General features: G+C 71.1%; 12 protein-coding genes and 1 tRNA gene. 10 read left to right on the forward strand and 3 right to left on the reverse strand.

Going from position 1 to position 19,440, the window contains the following annotated elements:
* Window positions 1–144: 144 nt before the first annotated feature.
* Window positions 145–1,062: an endo-beta-N-acetylglucosaminidase H gene (locus tag OG432_RS00810; RefSeq protein WP_328306633.1), complete on the forward strand. Its 918-nt coding sequence runs from the start codon at window positions 145–147 to the stop codon at window positions 1,060–1,062.
* Between the two features lie 60 nt (window positions 1,063–1,122).
* On the opposite strand, the gene OG432_RS00815 is transcribed toward OG432_RS00810, so the two are convergent.
* Window positions 1,123–1,992, reverse strand: coding sequence for an alpha/beta fold hydrolase (locus tag OG432_RS00815; RefSeq protein ID WP_328306635.1), 870 nt, complete (start codon window positions 1,990–1,992; stop codon window positions 1,123–1,125).
* Window positions 1,993–2,099: 107 nt separating this feature from the next.
* Here OG432_RS00815 and OG432_RS00820 point away from each other — a divergent pair, with 107 nt between their 5' ends.
* From OG432_RS00820 to OG432_RS00835, 4 genes are all read left to right on the forward strand, one after another.
* Complete coding sequence (locus tag OG432_RS00820; RefSeq protein ID WP_328306637.1) at window positions 2,100–2,708, forward strand: TetR family transcriptional regulator; 609 nt, start codon at window positions 2,100–2,102, stop codon at window positions 2,706–2,708.
* Window positions 2,709–2,846: 138 nt separating this feature from the next.
* Entirely contained in the window at window positions 2,847–3,386 is a 540-nt protein-coding gene (locus tag OG432_RS00825; protein WP_328306639.1) for an ArsR/SmtB family transcription factor, read from the forward strand.
* On the forward strand, window positions 3,383–4,669 hold the full coding sequence (locus tag OG432_RS00830; protein WP_328306641.1) for an MFS transporter: 1,287 nt from the start codon (window positions 3,383–3,385) through the stop codon (window positions 4,667–4,669). Before OG432_RS00825 ends, OG432_RS00830 begins: the two co-directional genes overlap by 4 nt.
* 199 nt (window positions 4,670–4,868) lie before the next feature.
* Window positions 4,869–5,294 carry a hypothetical protein gene (locus OG432_RS00835; RefSeq protein WP_328306643.1) on the forward strand — a complete coding sequence of 142 codons (426 nt, stop codon included), beginning with the start codon at window positions 4,869–4,871 and terminating at the stop codon, window positions 5,292–5,294.
* A gap of 216 nt (window positions 5,295–5,510) precedes the next feature.
* On the opposite strand, the gene OG432_RS00840 is transcribed toward OG432_RS00835, so the two are convergent.
* Complete coding sequence (locus OG432_RS00840; protein WP_328306645.1) at window positions 5,511–6,341, reverse strand: class I SAM-dependent methyltransferase; 831 nt, start codon at window positions 6,339–6,341, stop codon at window positions 5,511–5,513.
* A 61-nt stretch (window positions 6,342–6,402) separates the two neighbouring features.
* On the opposite strand from OG432_RS00840, the gene OG432_RS00845 reads away from it, so the two are divergent.
* Together OG432_RS00845 and OG432_RS00850 are read left to right on the forward strand one after the other, a co-directional pair.
* On the forward strand, window positions 6,403–7,002 hold the full coding sequence (locus OG432_RS00845; RefSeq protein ID WP_328306646.1) for a TetR/AcrR family transcriptional regulator: 600 nt from the start codon (window positions 6,403–6,405) through the stop codon (window positions 7,000–7,002).
* 167 nt (window positions 7,003–7,169) lie between these two features.
* Window positions 7,170–7,243 (forward strand) — tRNA-Met (locus OG432_RS00850).
* A gap of 184 nt (window positions 7,244–7,427) precedes the next feature.
* Here the strand turns inward: OG432_RS00850 and OG432_RS00855 are convergent.
* A complete protein-coding gene (locus OG432_RS00855; RefSeq protein WP_328306647.1) occupies window positions 7,428–8,786 on the reverse strand; it encodes an MFS transporter in 1,359 nt (452 codons plus the stop codon).
* 987 nt (window positions 8,787–9,773) lie between these two features.
* On the opposite strand from OG432_RS00855, the gene OG432_RS00860 reads away from it, so the two are divergent.
* From OG432_RS00860 to OG432_RS00870, 3 genes are read left to right on the forward strand one after another with little or no spacing between them, the layout of a single operon-like run.
* Complete coding sequence (locus tag OG432_RS00860) at window positions 9,774–15,800, forward strand: polyketide synthase (RefSeq protein ID WP_328306649.1); 6,027 nt, start codon at window positions 9,774–9,776, stop codon at window positions 15,798–15,800.
* On the forward strand, window positions 15,797–17,620 hold the full coding sequence (locus OG432_RS00865) for a non-ribosomal peptide synthetase (RefSeq protein ID WP_328306651.1): 1,824 nt from the start codon (window positions 15,797–15,799) through the stop codon (window positions 17,618–17,620). The genes OG432_RS00860 and OG432_RS00865 overlap by 4 nt, the downstream gene beginning before the upstream one ends.
* 34 nt (window positions 17,621–17,654) lie before the next feature.
* Window positions 17,655–19,439 (forward strand): type I polyketide synthase, encoded by a 1,785-nt coding sequence (locus OG432_RS00870; RefSeq protein WP_328306653.1) that lies wholly within the window; start codon window positions 17,655–17,657, stop codon window positions 19,437–19,439.
* Window position 19,440 lies beyond the last annotated feature (1 nt).

Here is a 19,440-nt window from a genome sequence, read left to right on the forward strand (position 1 = left end):
CTCCTCGGGCCGGGTCCCGCGGCCGTGCGTACCGCATCGCGGAGCGCCGCCGCGCGGCGCAGACCGGTGGGCGGGTATGCGGCTGCCGCTGGTTCGGCGGACGCGTTCCTGAGGGAAGTCCAGGCGACAGGAGGCTGATCCACCATGCGCATCTTCGATCGGAGCAGAGTGCGGACCGCCGCACTCGCGCTCGTGGCTGCCGCGGCCCTGGTGGGCGGCGCGGCGGCGACCGCCCCGGCCGCGACCGCGCCGGCGCCGGCCAAGAAGGGGCCGACCTCGGTGGCGTACGTCGAGGTGAACAGCGAGAGCATGCTCAACGTCGGCAAGTACACCCTCGCCAACGGCGGAGGCAATGTGTTCGACGTGGCCGTCATCTTCGCGGCGAACATCAACTACGACACGACCAAGAAGTCGGCGTACCTGTACTTCAACGACAACGTGCGGCGCGTCCTCGACAACGCCCAGACGCAGATACGACCGCTGCAGGCCAAGGGCATCAAGGTGATGCTGTCGGTGCTCGGCAACCATCAGGGCGCCGGCTTCGCCAACTTCCCGTCCCAGGCCGCGGCCACCGGGTTCGCCAAGCAGCTGTCCGACGCCGTGGCCAAGTACGGCCTCGACGGCATCGACTTCGACGACGAATACGCCGAGTACGGCAACAACGGCACCGGCCAGCCCAACAGCAGCTCTTTCGTCTACCTGGTCTCCGCCCTGCGCGCGAACATGCCCGGCAAGCTCATCTCCCTCTACAACATCGGCCCCGCGGCGTCGAGCCTGTCGTACGGCGGCGTGAACATCTCGTCGAAGTTCAACTACGCCTGGAACCCGTACTACGGAACCTGGGGTGTTCCGGGCATCGCGCTGCCGAAGTCGGGCCTGTCACCGGCGGCCATCGACTTCGCGTCGACGTCGGCGAGTACGGCGGCGAGCCTCGCCAAGCGCACGGTGAGCGGGGGCTACGGCGTGTACCTCACCTACAACCTGGACGGCTCCGACCGGCACAGTTACGTCTCCAGCTTCACCCAACCGCTGTACGGGAGCGACGCGGTCTACACGCCGTAGCCGCGGCTGCGGACTCCGCCGACCGGCGCGCCCGGACGTCGCAGGCGTCCCGGACGCCGGTCAGCGCGTCAGGAAGGCACGCAAGGCGTCGACGAGCGCGGCCGGGTTGTCCTCCTGCACATTGTGGCCCGCGTCCGGGATCACCACGAGTTCGGCGTCCGGAACGCACGCCACCAGGCGTTCCGCGATGGACTGCGGGAGTACCCTGCTGCGCCCGCCGCGCACCAGAAGGACGGGCAACTCGGCTAATTGCAGAGCGAGTTGGTCGATCGCGGTGAGAATGGCCCGGAAGTCGGGCGGTCGCGGGTCTCCCTTCGGCAGCCAGCCCCCGCCGGGAAGGGGGCGGAACAGGGTGCTCATGCGATAGGTGACGCTCGGCCGGTGGGCTCGCGGGTTGACCCGCATCGCGGCGTCCACGACCGCGTCGAGTCCGGCGACCGGGCCGAGCCCGGCCATGAACGCCCGTACCCGCCCGGTGCTTTCGAAGTCGACGCCGGGTGCGACATCGACGAGCGCCAGGCGCTCGACGCGGTCGGGGTACGCGTCGGCGGCATGGGCCGCGACCACACCGCCGAGCGACATCCCGACCAGTCGCACCCGGTCGAGGGCCAGATGGCCGGCCGCGGCGATGACGTCCTCGGCCAGGGTGGCGATGCGATAGTCGTCGCTCCAGTCGCTGTCGCCGTGGCCGCGCAGATCCAGGGCGACGAGGCGGGCGGCCCCGCGCAGCCCCAGGCACACGAAGTCCCAGGTGTGCGCGCTCAGCCCGCCACCGTGCAGCAGCAGGACGTCCGGGACGTGCGGGTCATGGGGGCCGGTCGCGCCCCAGTCCAACGCGTGCAGTCGGCAGCCGGCACGGGAGTAGAAGACCGCGGACGGCGGTGAAGGGTCCTGGATCGGGACTCCCAGGGAATCCGCCAGGTCCGTCATCGAGGGAATTCCGGCCCGTCCGCCCATCGGTTCGTCCTCCCCGGCCCGCTTACCTTGACATCTCAAGGTAAGCCCGCTGCCTTGAGGGGTCAAGGTAAGGTGAGCGTGTGGCTGCCCGCGTACGACGTACACCCGACGAGGCCAAGCGGCTGATCCTTGAGGCCGCGGCCGGACTGCTCGCCGCGGGCGGTCCGGCGGCCGTGCGAGTACGGGCCGTCGCCGCCGAGGTCGGGGTGTCCGACGCCGCGGTCAATCACCACTTCGGCACCCACGAGCAGTTGCTGTCCGCTCTGTTGCGCTTCGGCGGGTCGAAACTGAAGTCCGAACTGCGCACCGCCCTCGGCGGATGGAGCGACGAAGCGGCCGACCCCGCCGGGCTCGTCCGCGTCCTGTCCGCGCTGTACGCCGACGGGTTCGCCGAACTCGCCCTTGCTTTGCGGCAGTTGGGATGGCGGGACACCGGCAGCGGGATGCTGGACGAGGTCGTGGACCGCCTGCACACCACCGCTCGGGCCGCCTGTGCGACCACCGGCCGGACAGCCCCTTCGCGTGAGACCGTCCAGCTCACGGTGGCCGCACTGCACCAAGCCGTCGCGACGGAGCCGCTGTTCGGCGACGAGTTCCGCAGGAGCGCCGGCCTTGACGCGGGCGCTCGGGATCGCCTGCTCGACTGGTGGACCGAGACGCTGCGCTCCATCCTCGCCGGGACCGACTGAACCAACTCGGCACCGCTTGGCCGTAGATGGACGGCGCCGAAGCGGACGACGCGCCACAGACTCCTCCCCCGCGCCCCTCGGACATCAGCCCTGGCCGCCCTCTTGCTTAATGGTCAAGGATCGTTGACCATTAGCGGCATGCCCACTGACGATCTTCCCGAGACGCTTCACGTCACGACCGACAAGCAGCTCCGCGCCGTCTCCAGCCTCACGCGTCACCGCATCATGGCCGTGCTCCGCTTCGAGCCCGCGACGATCACCCAGATCGCCGAACGCGTGGGCCTCGCGAAGGGAAGCTCCAGCTACCACGTACGGCTGCTCGAACGGGCCGGCCTGGTGAAGGTGGTACGCACCAGGAAGGTCCGCGGGGTCACCGAGCGGTACTACGCCATGGCCGCCGGGTCGATCGTGCTTCCCGACCCGGGCGAGGGCGGACGGGACACGCTGATGCGGCACGCCGTCGCGGACCTGGAAGCGGCGCCGAAGGATGCCGAGCGGCACGTGCGGATGGCCCATCTGCGGCTCACCGACGAGCAGTTCGCGGAGCTCGGGGCGCGGCTGCACGCGCTGGCCGACGAGTTCCGGGAGCTGTCCGACCCCTCGCTCCCCGACACCTCACTCGTCTTCGCGCTGTTCCGGCCGGCGTCGCACCAGCAGCCCGAGGGGAGCGCCGGATGAGCACGGACGTACGGCAGTTGGGGACCGGGTTCGGGCGCCTGTGGACCGCGCAGACGGTGTCCTCGCTCGGCGACGGGGTGTCGCACGCCGCGCTGCCGCTGATCGCGTTGTCGCTGACCCGGAATCCGATGGCGCTCGCCGTCGTCACGGCCGCCGGAACACTGCCGTGGCTGCTCTTCGGGGTGCTCGGCGGCGCGCTGGTGGACCGCTGGGACCGCCGGCGCACGATGTGGGCCACGGACGCGCTGCGCGCCGTGCTGCTCGCGATACCGGCGGTCGCGGCCGCGCTCGACCTGCTGAGCATCCCGCTGCTCGCGGCCGTCGCCTTCCTGCTCGGTCTCGGCGGTCTGTTCTTCGACACGGCCGCCACGGCCTATCTGCCGGATCTGCTCGGCCGCGACCCGGCGCTTCTTGAACGCGCCAACTCCCGTCTGCGCGGCGCCCAGACCGCCGCGTCCGGCTTCGCGGGGCCGCCCGCGGGCAGCGCCCTGCTGGCGCTCGGGCGCGCGGTTCCGCTGCTCGCCGACGCCGTGTCGTTCGCGCTGTCCGCCCTGCTCGTACGGTCGCTGCCCGCCGCGCCCCGGCCCGTACCGCAGGTCCGTGAGTCACTGCTGCGGCAGGCGCGGGCCGGCGCGTCGTATGTGTTCCGGGACCGGTTGCTGCTCGGGCTCGCACTGCGCCCGGCGGTCGGGAACATCGCCTTCCTCGCCGTGGAGACGGTCCTCGCCCTCTTCGCCCACGACCGTCTCGGCGTCGGCACCTTCGGCTTCGGCCTGCTGCTCACGGCGGAAGCCACCGGCGGCCTGCTCGGCGCGGGCATCGCCTCCTTCCTCGGCCGGCGACTGGGCACCGGCACCGCCCTGACCTGCACGGCCGCGGTGGAGGGGCTGGCCATCCTGGGCCTCGCCGCCGCCCCGAACCCGTACGCCGCGGGCCTCGCACTCGCCGTCTGCGGAGCGGGCATGGGCGCCACGATGGTGCTCGGCCCCTCCCTTCGGCAGGCGATCGTCCCCGCCCACCTGATGGGCCGGGTCGCCTCCACCTCCCGCATGCTGGCCATGTGCGCCGCGCCGTTCGGCGCCTTCCTCGGCGGCTGGCTGGCCCACGCGTACGACGTGCGCACCCCGATCTGCACCGCCGCCGCCCTCCTTCTCACCATGACCGCCATCACGGCGACCATGACCAGCAACCGCCGGGTCGAGGCGGCGCTGCGCACCGCGGCCCCGGCCGGCGATCCCGACCGGCCGGCGCCTTTGAATCCCGCGCAGCAGAGCGCCAGTTGACAGCCCACGCGGCCCGGAGGGGGCAGCGCCCCGACGTCCCGTGCCGGCGCCGCGCGACAACCCCCCAGCATCGCCGGGGCCGGGCCCTGGGCCTGGTCGTCGAACCGTACGGGTTCCGCGCCGGGGAAGCCCTGGTGGTCCACGGGGCGTGCGGACGGCTCTTGTCCGCAGGGGTGACCGCCTGCCACACTCTGCGCCCATGACTTCGAACGTGCGGCGTGCCGCGGGAACGCAGACCTTCTCCGACACGCTGCTTCGCTGGTTGTGGATCAAGCGGCCCTCGACGGCGAAGGACAGCGAGGACTACCTCGCCGGAACCACGCTCAAGGTGTCCTGCTTCTCGCGAACCCTTGCGGAGGGCTCCGCCCGTCGCCAACCCGGCTACCTCCACCTCACCCACGGGCAACCGATCACCTGGCACCGTTCCGGCGGCCGATCCGTAGTGCTGAGCCCGCCGTTCGCCCTGCGCCCGTCCCAGGCAAGGTCCGGGCACTGGAAGTTGGCTTGCTTCGACCTCGACACGGCAGAGGGCTCCCGCGACCTGGTCATCCCCAAGGCCGACGCCGTTCTCGTCCAACAGGCGCTGCTGGCGGCGGCCCAAGAAGCCGGCGGGGCTGTAGGTTGAGCCGCTCCCTCAGCAGTGGGTCCTGCTGAAACTCCGGATTCCATGTCGCGTCAGCAGTGGGCCGATCGGCTGATCTTGAGCAATCGTGCCGGTCGCCGGGACGGACCGTTGGGTTGAGGTCCGGTGCAACAAGCGGAGAATCTTTCCCGCTTCCCCGGAGGCGTCGCCGAGTTCATGAGTCTGCTCGTGCTCGGCGACGCCCGACGTTTGCGGTGGTCAGGCCGTAGGGGAGCGGGTCGCGGTGATCACGACGGATGTGTAGGGCATGGTGGCGTGGCCACCGAGCTTGTCGATCGCGGTCCCGGTGCTGTCCAGGACCTGCGCCATTTTGTCCGCGGGGAGTTGGGTGAGGCCGCCGAAAGTGGGGAGCTGGTCGAGCCACTCCTCCCGGGAGTAGGTACGCTCCCAGGCGAAGCGCCACTGTTCCGGCTCACTGAAGCTGCCGGTCTGCCGGATCCCGTTGGCGATCTTCGCGAACAACGGCTGGTAGGCGTCCGCGGCCGATCCTCTGAGCAGGCCGGGGTTGAACGGGGAATCGGGGGCGACCCGTTGGAGTGCTTCGGTGAGGGCGTCGATCACCTCGGCCGGGAGCTGGGGGACGTGGTGGAAGGGGGCGAGTCGGCCGCCGGGCCTGAGCACCTGGGCCGCCTTGGCCGCGCCGGCGACGGGGTCCACCCAGTGCCAGGCAGTTCCGGCGATGACCGCGTCGAACTGCCGCCCGGCCGGCTGCCAGTCCTCGAACCTGGCGACCTCGACCTCGATACGGCCGCGTCGCGCGAAGGCGGCCATCCGCTCGTCGGGCTCGACACCGAGCACCGTGCAGCCGGCCGCCCGGAACTGCCGGGCCTCGATGCCGGTTCCGGCTCCGACGTCGAGGACGTGCCGGCCGGGGCTTGCCGCGACGATCCTGTCCACCAGGGCCTGGGGATACGGCGGTCGGGCGCGGTCGTAGCGTTCGGCGTCCACTCCGAACGACTCGGCCGTCTGCCGGTGGCGGTGGGGCTCGGGTCCGGACGTGTCCGGCTGTCCCTGCGATAAAGTGGGCATGCGCCCACACTAGTGGGCGATTGCCCACTTGTTAAGGCGGGGCGACCCGGAAAGGGAGACAATGCCGTCAGGGGTGCACCTCCACAACGTGCGCGGCCAGTTGTTCGAAGCCGCCGAGCGTGTCCTGCTTCGGGACGGGCCCGACGCGTTGACCAGCCGGGCGGTCACGGAGGAGGCGAACTGTGCCAAGGGTGTGCTGCACCGGCACTTCGCCGACTTCGACGCCTTCCTGGCGGAACTGGTCCTCGATCGTGTCCGCGGCATCGAGGACCGGACCACGACTCTGCGCGCGACCGCCGGGACCGGGAGCGTGGTGGACAACCTGGTCGACGCGCTGCAGGATCTGTTCGGTCCGGTCACGGTGGCGATCGTCGCGCTCATCACCTTCCGCGACGGCCTTCGCGCCCGGCTGCGCGAGGCCGGTCTGACCGGCATCCCCCTGGCCATGCAGGGCACCGCCATGATCGCCGCATACCTCACCGCTGAGCGGGAGTTGGGGCGCCTGGCCGGTGACGCAGACATCGACACACTCGCCCCCACCCTCGTCGGGGCCGGGCACCTGCTGTTCGCCGACCGGACAAGCGCCCCACCACAGACCGCCGCCGTCCGCAAGATGGTGACCACCGTCATCGTCGGCGCCTTGCGACCGCCCCAGCCGTAACCTGAACGCCCAGGTCGCCGACCACAGGTGCTGCTCACGCGACCCGGAGGATTGCCAGCCGACTGCTAGAGATCGACCGACACTGCTAACGCGGACCCGGAACCTACAGGGGCTGGGCGAGCGGTGGTCGGGAGCGGTCCGCCGAGCACGTAGGATGGTCCTACCGACGCGGGGTGGAGCAGCTCGGTAGCTCGCTGGGCTCATAACCCAGAGGTCGCAGGTTCAAATCCTGTCCCCGCTACTGCACGACAAGAGGGCTGAGAACCGGACAGGGTTCTTCGGCCCTCTTCTCGTTTCCCGTGCCCGGATCCCGGCCGATCTGCGGATGCGGCGCCTGATGTGAGCGGGGAACCGTCGGCCGGACCGCCCCCGTGGGCGCGGCCCGGCCGCGGTGTTGTGAGGAGTCACCACTTCCTGACGATGTGTCAAATAGCTTTGTCGCGGCGCCCCGTCGTGGCGATGACCACCGCACCCAGCACACAGGCGACGCCGGCCGCGAGGTAGGCGAGGTGGTAGCCGGTGAGTTGGTCGTCGCTGGTTGCCGCTATCAGGACCATGACCGCCACGCCGACGCTCGCGCCGATCTGTTGTGCCACCACGTTCACCGCGCCGGCGACCGCGTGGCGCTCGGGCTCGACGCCGGTGAGGCCCGCGGACGTCATCGAGGGGAAGTTCAGTCCCTGGCCAATGCCGCTGATCACCAGGCCGGGCAGCACGTGCAGCACGTAGTCGCCCTGGTGGGGCGTGCTCATCCACAGCGCCGTCCCCACGCCGATCAGGACGAGCCCGACGGTCATCAGCGTACGGGGCGTGTACTTGGCAAGGAGGCGCCCGGTGGCGAAGTTGGCGGTCAGGAAGACGCCCGCCGACATCGGCACCAGGGCGAGCCCGGACTCGACCGGCGAGTACTTCAGCATCCCCTGCAGATACAGCGGTGCGAAGAACAGCATCCCCACCGAGCCCATGTACTGGAGGAACGCCGCCAGGCTCGCGGACCGCACCGAGGAGAGCCGGAAAAGTCCCAGCGGAAGCACCGGGTCGGGCGTGCCGCGCTCGCGTGCCACGAAGAGCACCAGGCACAGCACCGCGGCGCAGAGTGAACCCCACGCCACCGCACCACCACTGCTCGCGCCGACGACCAGCAGGGTGAGGCCGATCGTGCCCGAGATCGCTCCGGGCAGGTCGAGGCGGCCGCCGCGTCCGACACCGCCGGGCAGCCCGGCGCGCGTCGCGGACAGCACCGCCACGCCCACCGCCACCGAAAACCACAGCACCGAGCGCCAGCCGAAGAACTGGGTCAGCACACCTCCCAGCATCACACCGCCGCTGAAACTCGCCGCGCCGACCGCGGCGTACACGCTGAAGGCCCTGTTGCGTTCCGGTCCGGCCGGGAACACCTCGGTGAGCAGGGCCAGCGCGGCCGGTCCCGACAGGGCCGCTCCGATGCCCTGGGCCGCTCGCGCACCAAGCAGCATCGCGGTGCTCGGTGCGACGGCGCCGACCAGCGCGGCCAGCGTGAACAGGGCGATCCCGGCCTCGAACACCCGGCGCCGGCCGAACACATCGGCCAGCCGTCCACCCACCAGCAGGAAGCCGGCGAAGGTGACGGCGTAGGCGATCATGACCCATTGGAGGGTGGCTTCGTCGAGGTGGAAGCGTTCCCCGACGGACGGCAGGGCGGCGTTGAGGACGCCCAGACCGCTCACGTCCAGAGCGAGCGCCCCGGCCAGTACGCCGAGTGCCAGGCCCGGCCTGTGTCGTTGCATCACGTCGGTCGTCGTCATTGGGGCCCCCCGAGAGACTCACGGCCGGCCCGCGCCGGCTCGCTGCGGCAGAGCCGTAATCGGGCGGCTGCCGGATCGGCCGGCGGGGCGGATGTCCTGGAGGGCTCGGGCGTACGACGGTGCCGGTCCGGCTTGGGTGGTGCGGCGTCGGCACCGGCCGCGGATGGCTGCTTTGCGATGGCGAGTTCTATTCGTTCGGTTCGTTCGGTGCCCACCACCGGAACACGGGCGTCGGCCCGCGCAGGCTCGTGGTCCATGATTTTCATGCCATGCAGCTTGCAGTGCGTCTGGTGCGCTGTCTACCCGAACCATGCGCCCACCGGCCGTTGTCGGACCTGGTCCCAAGGAGCCATCGGGGTAACCCCTTCCGAAACACGCGGATTTGAAAAGCGGGGAATCAGCCACTCCGGGGTCCGGAACGCGCCAGTGCACTTCTGACCCACAGGGAACTCTTGTTTTCACCATTCACTGGGTGGCAGTCTGAAGTGGTCGGTCCGGCGAGCGCCTCTCGTTGTGGTGCGGTCCATGCCGGTCACATCATTCTCCATTTGCCATTCCTTACCCGGGTGAAATCGGAGCGCCATCCGGTTCACCCAGGCGTACTCGACGGGGAGTTGATTCGCAGTGCATCCACTTGTCGTCCGCTCTCACGTCTCCACGTCCGGGACAGGGCACCCATGCCCACCCGGGCGAGCAGCCCTTCGCCTCTGACCAGGCATTACCCTCCCGACTCCCCCTCCCCTACGGCAGTCGTCACATCAAGGCGCCCTTTCCCGCGCCATGAGCCATTCCCATGGCCGTCCCTGTGAGCACCGAATATCAGTTCCGGACCCTTCGACGTCCGCGCTCTTCGTCGCGATACCACCGTGCGCGCGGCAACTGCCCGTATTACGCAGCCATTTCATGGCTCACGGAATAAAAGAGCCCTTGACCATTCGGCCGCAAAGCGTCACCGGCCCATTACGCCCGCCCTGTTGAGGAGCCGCAATGCCCCACGAGCGCGCAGTGCGAGATGCGCATGCCCTGTCAGAGATTCTGCTGTCGCGTGTCGCCGAGCTGATGGACTCACCCGATGAGGCCGTGGATCGCTGGACACCGATGCACCAGTACGGCCTCGACTCCGTCAAGTTCTCCACGCTCGCCGCGGCAATGTCGGATCTGCTTGGCTGGAAAGTGCCCGTCACGTGGATGTGGCAGTACCCGACGGTCGACGCACTGTCCCGTGCACTCGCCGAAGGCCCGCGTTCCGCGACGAAGTCCGCTCCGAGCAAAGACCACCGGGCGGCGTCGCACGAACCCATCGCCATCGTGGGCATCGGCTGCCGCTTCCCGGGCGGACCGGACCCGTCCGCGTTCTGGCAGCTGCTGTCCGAGGGCCGGGACGCCGTCGGCCCGGTGCCGGCCGCGCGGCGCGACCTGCTGGGCGACGCGGTGCGCTGGGGCGGATTCATCGACGGCATCGACCGGTTCGATCCGCTGTTCTTCGGCATCTCGCCGCGCGAAGCCGTCCAGATGGACCCCCAGCAGCGTCTGATCCTGGAACTGGCCTGGGAGGCACTGGAGGACGCGGGCATCGCGCCCGGCAGCCTCGCCGGCACCGAGACCGGCGTGTTCATGGCCTCCTGCTGGGGCGACTACGCGGCGCTGGCGCACTATCGCGGGCCCGACGTCCAGATCACCCCGCACACGGCGACCGGCATGCACGACGGCATCATCGCCAACCGCGTCTCCTACGTACTCGGCCTGCAGGGCCCCAGCATGGCCATCGACGCCGCCTGCGCGGGATCCCTCGTCTCCGTGCACACGGGCTGTCAGTCCCTCTGGATGGGCGAGAGCGACCTGGTGCTGGCCGGCGGAGTCAACCTGAGCTTCGTCTCCGACTACTACACCGCCATGGACGCGATGGGCGCGCTCGCCCCGGACGGCCGCTGCAAGTCCTTCGACGCACGGGCCGACGGCTATGTCCGCGGCGAGGGCGCCGGAGTGGTCGTCCTTGCGCCCCTGAGCGTGGCCCTGGAACGCGAGCTTCCGGTGTACTGCGTGATCAAGGGCAGCTCGTCCCAGAACGACGGCGTGAGCAACGGGATGACCGCGCCCAACCCGCAGGCGCAGGAACTGATGCTCCGCAACGCCTACCGCCGGGCCGGCATCGCACCCGCCCAGGTGGACTACATCGAGTGCCACGGCTCCGCGACACCTCTCGGCGACCCCATCGAGGCCAACGCCATCGGAGCCGTCCTGGGCGGCGACCGCAAGGACCCGTTGCTGCTCGGCTCCGTCAAGTCGAATGTCGGACACCTGGAAGCGGCCGCCGGCATCGTGGGTCTGGTCAAGCTCGCCCTGTCGATCCGCAACGGCGTCCTGCCGCCGAGCCTGCACTATGCCGCGCCCAACCCTCAGATCATGTTCGAGGAGTACAACCTCGCCGTCCAGGACCGGTTGACGCCATGGCCGCGGCGGTCCGACGCGCGCCGGGGCGGTGTCAGCTCGTTCGGTTTCGGCGGCGCGATCAGCCACGTCGTGGTGGAGGAACTGCCGCGCCCCGAGGGCGCGCTCGTCCTGCTGGCCGGGGACTCCCGGGAGGCGCTGGCCGAGCGGGCCGCGGCGCTGCGGGACGAGACCGATCTGCGTGCGGTCTGCCAACGGGCGCCCGGTGAGGGCGGGTTCAGGCTCGCGGTCACGGCGCGCTCCATGCCCGAGCTCAGGACCAAGCTGGATGCCTTCCATGCCGGCGCTCCGGCCGAAGGACTGAGCGTCGGCGAGCCCGCCGCGCGTGCGCCGCGCGTGGCGTTCCTGTTCTCGGGCAACGGCTCGCAGTGGGTGGGGATGGGCAGGCAGCTGCTCGCCGGCATGCCCGTGTTCCGCCGGTCGATGATGCGCTCCGACCGGCGGATGCGGGAGCTTGTGGGCTTCTCGCTCGTCGAGCAACTCCTCGCGCCCGACGGCCGCATCGACGACATGGACGTCTTCCAGCCGCTGCTGTTCTCCCTCCAGGTCGCGCTCGCCGACGCATGGCGCTCGCTGGGGGTGGAGCCGGACGTCGTCGTGGGGCAGAGCGTCGGCGAGTTCGCCGCCGCGCACATCGCCGGTGCGCTCGACTTCCAGGACGCGTCCCGGCTGGCCGCCCACCACGGCCGGCTCCTGCAGCACCTGGCCGTCGGACGCGGTGACGGCCTCGCCGTCATGGCCGGCGCCGACGTGACCGGGCAGTACCTCACCGAAGGCCTCACCCTGTCCGGCTACAACGGCCTCAACTCCACCCTCGTGACCGGCACTTCGCAGGACATCGACGATCTCGCACGGCACCTGACCGAGGACGGCGTCACCAGCCACCGGGTCCGGATGGGGCACGCGCCCCACTCACCCCTGATCGACCACGTCCTCGCCCCGCTCACGGCGGAGCTCGACGGCATCGTGCCGCGCACCACGCGCATCCCGATGATCTCGACGGTCACCGGCGAACGCGTGGACGGCGCGGAGCTCGGCCCCGGCTACTGGGCCGCCAACCTGCGCCAGGAGATCCACATGGTCGGCGCCCTGACGGCCCTGCGCGACCACGACATCGACGCGGTCGTCGAAATCAGCCCGCACCCCCTGCTCCTGAAGTCCGTCTCGGAGATCCTGCCGGCGGCCACCCTGCCCTCGCTGCGGCGCGGCGCCGACGAAGCGTCGACCCTGCTCGGGTCGCTCGGCGCGCTGTACGCCGCCGGGCTCTCCGTCACGCCCGCCCCCTTCCTCGCGGGAGACGGGGGACGGCACGTCGCCCCTGGCCGGGGCGGTGGTGCCACGGCCGAGGCGCGGCCGTACCTCGTGCCCGTCACGGCGCGTACGGCCGCCGCGCTCACCGACACCTGCCGCGAGCTGTCCAACCACGTCGAGCGCCACCCCGGGCTGCGGGTCAGCGACCTGTCCTACACGCTCGCGACCCGGCGCACCCACCACAACCACCGGATCGCGCTGTTCGCCCGCGACCGGCAGGACGTCCTGGACGGACTCGCCCGGATCGCCGCCGGCCAACCGCACCCCGACATCGTCACGGGTACGGTCACCGGCGGCGGCGACCGGCGGGTGGCGCTGGTGTTCTCCGGCGGCGGTACGCAGTGGGTCGGCATGGGACGCGAACTCATGGCCTCGCACGCCGGGTTCCGCGGGTGGATGAACGCCTGCGACGCGGCCGTGCGCGCCGCCGGCGGCTGCTCGGTGCTCGACGAGCTCGTGGCCCCGGCGGACCGGTCCAGGTTCGAGGAGATGGACTTCCAGCAGCCCGTGCTGTTCGCCTTGCAGGTGTCGCTGGCGAAGGTCTGGCTCGACCTGGGCATCGAGCCGGCCGCCGTCGTCGGGCACAGCCTGGGCGAGGTCGCGGCCGCATGTGTCGCGGGCGCGCTGTCGCTGGAGGACGCGGCGCGTGTCGTGGTCGCCCGGTCGCACCTGCTGGAGCGGAAGGCGGCCGCGGGCGCCATGATCTCGGTCGACCTGCCGGAGCACGAACTGCTGCCGCGGCTGGTCCCGTACGCGGAACACGCGGCGATCGCCGTGGTGAACAGCCCCACCAGTGCGGCGGTCTCCGGGTCGCCCGAGGCCGTCGCCGCGCTGGAGGCCGACCTCGAGCGGGACGGGATCTCCACCCGGCGGATCCGCGTCGAACGGCCGGTGCACAGCCCCGGCATGGACCCGCTGACCGAGCCGCTGCGCGCACGCATCGACGGGATCACCCCGCGGGCGAACACCATCGAGTTCCGTTCCACCGCGCTGGCCGACACGGTGAACCCGGTCGTGGACGTCGACTACTGGGTGCACAATCTGCGCAACCAGGTGCGGTTCGCCGAGACGATCGCCTCGCTGGTGGACGACGGTGTCGGCACGTTCATCGAGATCGGCCCGCACGAGACGCTGCGCGGCGCCGTCGAGGAGATCGCGCTGGCCCGCGGTGTGCAGGTGCACGCCGTCAACTCCCTGCGGCGCGACGAGAGCGACGTCCGCTGCCTGCTCGGCGCCGCCGCCTCGCTCTACGTCAGAGGCCTCCCGCTGACCTACGACTCCTTGTTCACCGACGACGTCGAGGTCGTGGAGACCCCGCTCGTGCCCTGGCAGAAGGACCGCTACTGGCTGGACACGGCGCCCCGCCCCCAGGCCCTTGCCTCAGCGCCCGCCGCCGAGCCCGCCGCCGAGCCCGTGGCGGCGACCGTGCGGCCGGCGGCGGCCGAGGCGGCGCCGGGCCGGCCGCTGGGTGACGTTGTCCTCGACGAGATCGCCGACGCCGTGGGCGTGCCGGCGAGCCAGTTCGGCCAGGGCACCCACCTGCGCGAGTTCGGCCTCGACTCGATGCTCGCGCTCCGCCTCGTCAACAGGCTGCAGTCGCTCTTCGGACACCGGGTGTCGCCCGTGGTGTTCCTGGACGGCCGCACCGTACCGGAGGTGGTCGGCCACATCGTCGAAACCATCGAAGGGCCGGCCGCGGCCCCGCCCGCTGCCGCAAAGGACCCCGCCCCCGCCCCCGTCCCCGCCGCGAAAGCGGCGCAGGTCCCGGGGCCCCGGGACTTCCTGGACGACCTGTCCGAGCTCGACGCCGAGGAACTGGTGGAGGAACTGGTCGCGCGCGGACTCCTCGATCCCGCCGACACCCCCGCGGCGCAACGGCTGCGCGCCGGCGGTCTCGGCCTCGCGGTGGCGCCGGCCTCGCACGGCCAGGCCTCGCTGTGGTTCATGCAGATGGTCGCGCCGGACGCCGTGCCCTACAACTTCATGGTGGCCGCCCGGATCCGGACCAAGGTGGACGAGACGGCGCTCGAGGACGCCGTACGCACCGTGATGGAGCGCCATCCGGCGCTGCGCACCCTGTTCGTGGAGGCGGGCGGCAGCCCGTACCAGGTCGTCCTCGACGAGCCGGTGTACGAGTTCGTCGTGGTGGACAGCGCGGACCTGGACGACGAAGAGGCCCGTGAGGAACTGGCCGAGTACGGACACCTGCCGCTCGACATGGACAACGGGCCGCTGGTCCGGGTGGTCCTGATGGCGCGCGGACCCGCCGACCACTACCTGCTGGTGCTCGTGCACCACATCGCCTCGGACGCCGCGTCCGCGGACGTGATGATCCGGGAGCTCCAGGAGTACTACGAGGGCGCCGACCCCGCGGACGGCGAACCGGTCTCCCCCTACACCGAGTTCGTCGAGTGGGAGCGCCAGTGGCTGGCCGGCCCCGCCGCCGACGCGGCGCTGCGGTGGTGGTCGCGCGAGCTGGCCGATCCGCCCGCCCGTGTCGAGCTGTCCTCCATGGAGCGCCCGCCGGGCGTCACGTACGAGGGCCGCGACCTGACCCTGCGCTGGAGCCGCGAAGAGACCCGGCTGCTACGGGAGTTCGCGGTACGCGAAGGCGTGTCGATCAGCAGTGTCGTCCTGGCCGGCTTCTTCGCCACGCTCAACCGGGCGGCCGGAGCCGAGGACTCCGTCCTCGCCACCGCCATCGCCCAGCGCGGCGAGCCCGGCTGGGAGTCCGCCATCGGCTACTACCTGAACACGGTCCTGGTGCGGGCGCATCCCGCGGGCGACCGGAGCTTCCGCGATCTGCTGCGCGAGGTCCACGCCTTCTCGCTGGGCCTGTTGGAGCACATGAACTACCCGCTCGACCTCCTGGCGTCCGCCCTGAAGCCACCGAGGGCCGAAGGGCGCTCTCCGTGGTTCGACGTGGTGGTGAACTGGCTGTCCTCGGACGCCTTCCCCCGGTCGGTGAAGCTCTTCCACGGCATAGGGGACACCATCGAGCCCGACGGCGCCCTCCCCCTCGAACCGCTTCAAGTGCGCAGGCACCTCGCCAAATTCGACCTGGAGATCTCGATGGCCGACATCGACGGCGAGGTGGTCGGCCACATCCAGTACAAACCGAGCTACCTGGAAAGGCAGACCGTGACGGACCTGCTCGCGCTCTACCGCACCGTGCTCTTCGACTCGATCGCCCGCCCCGACCTGGCACTTCAGGACGTCGCGCCGAGCATCCGCCCCCAGGGGGCGGACCAGTGAGCGACACCCTGCACGCCGCCTTCGTCGAGCAGGCGGTCAAGAATCCCGACGCGCCCGCGGTCTACTCCGACGCCGGCGTCCTGACCTACGACGAACTGAACGAGCGGTCCCGCGCGCTGGCCGAACGGCTCGTCGCCGACGGCGCCGGCCCCGGAGTGCCGGTCGGCATCTGTGTCGAGCGCACCCCCGACCTGGTCGTCGGCATCCTGGCCATCCTGCGGACCGGCGCCTGCTATCTGCCCCTGGACCCCAACTACCCTTCCGAGCGGCTGGCGTTCATGGTCCGCGACAGCGGGACCCGGATGCTGCTGACCACACCCGCGTCCCGGGCCGGCTGCCCCGCCGGGCCGACCGTGGTCGTCCTGGGCGAGACCGTGACGACGGAGCCCGGCGAGCGGCCCGTGCCGGTCGTGCCCGATGACACCGCCTACATCATCTACACGTCGGGATCCACCGGCCGGCCCAAGGGCGTGGCCCTCCACCATCCCGGCTGCGTGGCCATGCTGGCCGAGATGGACCGTCTCTTCGAGGGACGCGACCTGAGCGGTGTCTCGGCGGCGAGTTCGGTCTGCTTCGACATGTCCGTGATGGAGATCTTCGCCGCACTGTGCCGCGGCGGCGCCGTCGTGCTCGTGGAGAGCGCCGTCCACCTGCCGGACAGCCGGTACGCCGACAGGATCACCCACCTCAACGTCGTCCCGTCCGTGATGAACAGCCTGCTCGACGCGGGCTCGCTGCCACCGAACGTGCGTACCGTGGTGTTCGGGGGCGAACCCCTGCGGCGCAAGCTCGTGGACCGGGCCTACCGGGAGACCGGCGCCGATCGCGTCTACAACGCGTACGGCCCCACCGAGGGGACCGTGTTCTGCTCGGTCGAGCTGGTGCCCGAGGACGAGAGCGATGAGCCCACCATCGGCCCGCCGTCGCCCGGCGTCCGCGCCTACGTGCTCGACGAGAACCTGCGGCAGCTGCCGGCCGGCGTGAGCGGCGAGCTGTACATCGGCGGCGTCGGCCTCGCCCACGGATACGTCAACCGGCCGCGCACCACGGCCGAACGGTTCGTGCCGGACCCGTTCCTCGACGGCGAACGCATGTATCGCACCGGTGACGTCGTCGCGTTCACCGAGGACGGCGCGCTCCGGTTCGGCGGCCGCGCCGACCACCAGGTCAAGCTGCGCGGGTTCCGCATCGAGCTGGAAGAGGTCGAGGCCCGGCTGACCGGCTGCCCCGAGGTCCGCGAGGCGGCCGCCGCCGTACGGGGCGGCAGGCTCATCGGGTACGTGGTGCCGGAGGGCGACGCCCGCGAGAGGGTCTGGTCGGACGCCGCTCTCCAGTCCGCGATCACCGGCAGGCTCTCCACCCAGCTGCCCGACCACATGGTGCCGGCAACGGTCGTGTTCCTTGCGGCACTTCCGCTGGCGCCGGGCGGCAAACTCGATCGCTCCGCGCTGCCGGAGCCCCCCGCCCCGGCGTCGTCCGGCGGGCCCATGGCGGCTCCGAGCACCGCGACCGAGATCGCGCTCGCCGAGATCTGGGGCGAACTGCTCGACCTGGAACCGGCGGGCATCGACGTCCATGCCGCCTTCTACGACCTCGGCGGTGACTCGCTGCTGCTGATCCGGCTGGCCCGGCTGATGACCAGGCGGTTCGACCGTCGCGTCCGGGTGCCCGATCTGTTCAGTTTCCGCGACATCTCCTCCCTCGCCGGCTGGCTCGACGACGACAGCGGCGCGGCACGCGAGGCCGTCACGTCGGCCCGTCTGCGCGCCGGCACCCGCCGCGCGGCGCTCCGTGGCCGCGCCGCGCCATCCGGCCGCTGAGCCCCACCCCTCGACCCGAAGCAGGAGCCCTCTCATGACCGACAGCCCCGAGCAGGACTACGACCCGGGCGATGTTGCCGTCATCGGCATGTCGCTTCGCGCCCCCGGAGCCAGGAACAAAGAGCAGTTCTGGGACAACCTCGTCAACGGCAGGGAGTCCGTGTCGTTCCTCGCCAAGGACGACATCCTGGTCGACGAGACCCTGATCCACAGCCCGTTCTACGTGCGTGCCTGCGGCGTGCTCGAAGGGTACGACCAGTTCGATCCGTCGGTGTTCGGCATCAGCGACCGCATGGCGGCGGCGATGACCCCGGAGAACCGGCTGTTCCTGGAGAGCGCGTGGGAGACGCTCGAGGACGGGGGGTACGACCCGGACCGCCTGAAGGCCGAGATAGGCATGTACGGCGCCAACAACCCGCAGACCGCCGCGCTCTACAGCTCCCCGCCGGACCGGGTGTCGGTCGGCCCCGAGGCGATCGAGGCGAGTCTGGCGTGGTCGCCGGACACCATGACGTCGAACGCGCTGTACTACATGGGGCTGACCGGGGAGGCCGTCACCGTCGCCGCCGTCTGTGCCGGTTTCCACTACGCGGTGCACCTGGCCTGTCAGTCGCTGCTGCTCGGCCAGACCGACATGGCGATCGCGGGCGGCGCGATGGTCCGCCTGCCGCACCCGCGCGGTCACCTGTGGGAAGAGAACCGCGTGCTGTCCAAGGACGGCCACTGCCGCCCCTTCGACGCCAACGGCACCGGCACCGCACTGTCCAGCGGCGTCGTCACGGTGCTGCTGAAGCCGGTCGCCCAGGCCGTCGCCGACCGCGACCACATCTACGCCGTGGTCAAGGGCTCCGCCGTCAACAACAACGGTGTCAGCGCGATGGCCTATGGCCTGGCCCAGCCCGAGCGGCTCAGCGCGTGCATCGCCAACGCCATGGAGGTCGGTGGCGTCACCCCGGACACCGTGTCGATGTACGAGGCCAACGGCCTCGGCCTGCCCATGACCGACGAACTGGAGGTCCACGCGGCGGACATGGCGTTCGGCAAGCAGACCGCCACCACCTCGATCGGCGGGGTCAAGGGCAATGTGGGCCACGGCGGTGTGGTGTCGGGAGGCTTCGGCGCGATGAAGGCCGCGCTGGCCCTCTATCACCGCAAGCTCCCGGAGACCATCAACCTGACGGAGGTCAATCAGGACATCGACTTCCCCAGCACCCCGTTCGTCCCGCAGCGCGAAACGGCGGACTGGGATCCGGAGCCCGGCATCCGCCGCGCGGGCATCACCTCGCTCGGGGGCGGCGGTTACAACGCCCACCTGGTCCTGGAGGAGCCGCCGGCCCTCGCCGGGCGCGCCCCCGAGGACGCCGGCAGGCCACGGCTCGCCACGCTGTCCGCCCTGGACGACGACGCACTGGCCCGTCAGCGCACGAGGCTGAAGGAGTGGCTCGCGGCCCATCCCGAGCAGCGTCTGGACGACATCTGTTACAGCCTCAACCTGGGGCGCAAGGTGATGGCCCGCCGGTGGGCGGCCGTCGTGCGCAGCCGCGACGAGCTGATCGCGGCCCTGTCCGAGGAGTCCCCCGGCGGCGGGGTCACCTCGACCGCCGCCGCGCCGCACGTGGACGCGAGCTCCTTCCAGCGCGGCGACAACGGGATCCTGAGCTCCGGGACGGACACGCGGGCGCTGTCGGGTCTGGCGGCCGCCTGGGTGAGCGGCGAGCGGGTCGACTTCGGCGCCCTGCACCTGGGGGAAACCAGCCACCGCGTGCCGCTGCCCACCTATCCGTTCCTGCCGCGCCGGTTCTGGCGTACGGACTGGTGAG

It is taken from the genome of Streptomyces sp. NBC_00442 (genome assembly GCF_036014195.1).
Lineage (GTDB): Bacteria > Actinomycetota > Actinomycetes > Streptomycetales > Streptomycetaceae > Streptomyces.

Bases quoted from the DNA above. Each gene is read 5' to 3' on its own strand.
- OG432_RS00815 (WP_328306635.1), bottom strand. From the start codon at position 1,992: ATGACGGACCTGGCGGATTCCCTGGGAGTCCCGATCCAGGACCCTTCA.
- OG432_RS00845 (WP_328306646.1), top strand. From the start codon at position 6,403: ATGCCGTCAGGGGTGCACCTCCACAACGTGCGCGGCCAGTTGTTCGAA.
- OG432_RS00825 (WP_328306639.1), top strand. From the start codon at position 2,847: ATGCCCACTGACGATCTTCCCGAGACGCTTCACGTCACGACCGACAAG.
- OG432_RS00860 (WP_328306649.1), top strand. From the start codon at position 9,774: ATGCCCCACGAGCGCGCAGTGCGAGATGCGCATGCCCTGTCAGAGATT.
- OG432_RS00835 (WP_328306643.1), top strand. From the start codon at position 4,869: ATGACTTCGAACGTGCGGCGTGCCGCGGGAACGCAGACCTTCTCCGAC.
- OG432_RS00840 (WP_328306645.1), bottom strand. From the start codon at position 6,341: ATGCCCACTTTATCGCAGGGACAGCCGGACACGTCCGGACCCGAGCCC.
- OG432_RS00830 (WP_328306641.1), top strand. From the start codon at position 3,383: ATGAGCACGGACGTACGGCAGTTGGGGACCGGGTTCGGGCGCCTGTGG.
- OG432_RS00810 (WP_328306633.1), top strand. From the start codon at position 145: ATGCGCATCTTCGATCGGAGCAGAGTGCGGACCGCCGCACTCGCGCTC.
- OG432_RS00855 (WP_328306647.1), bottom strand. From the start codon at position 8,786: ATGACGACGACCGACGTGATGCAACGACACAGGCCGGGCCTGGCACTC.
- OG432_RS00870 (WP_328306653.1), top strand. From the start codon at position 17,655: ATGACCGACAGCCCCGAGCAGGACTACGACCCGGGCGATGTTGCCGTC.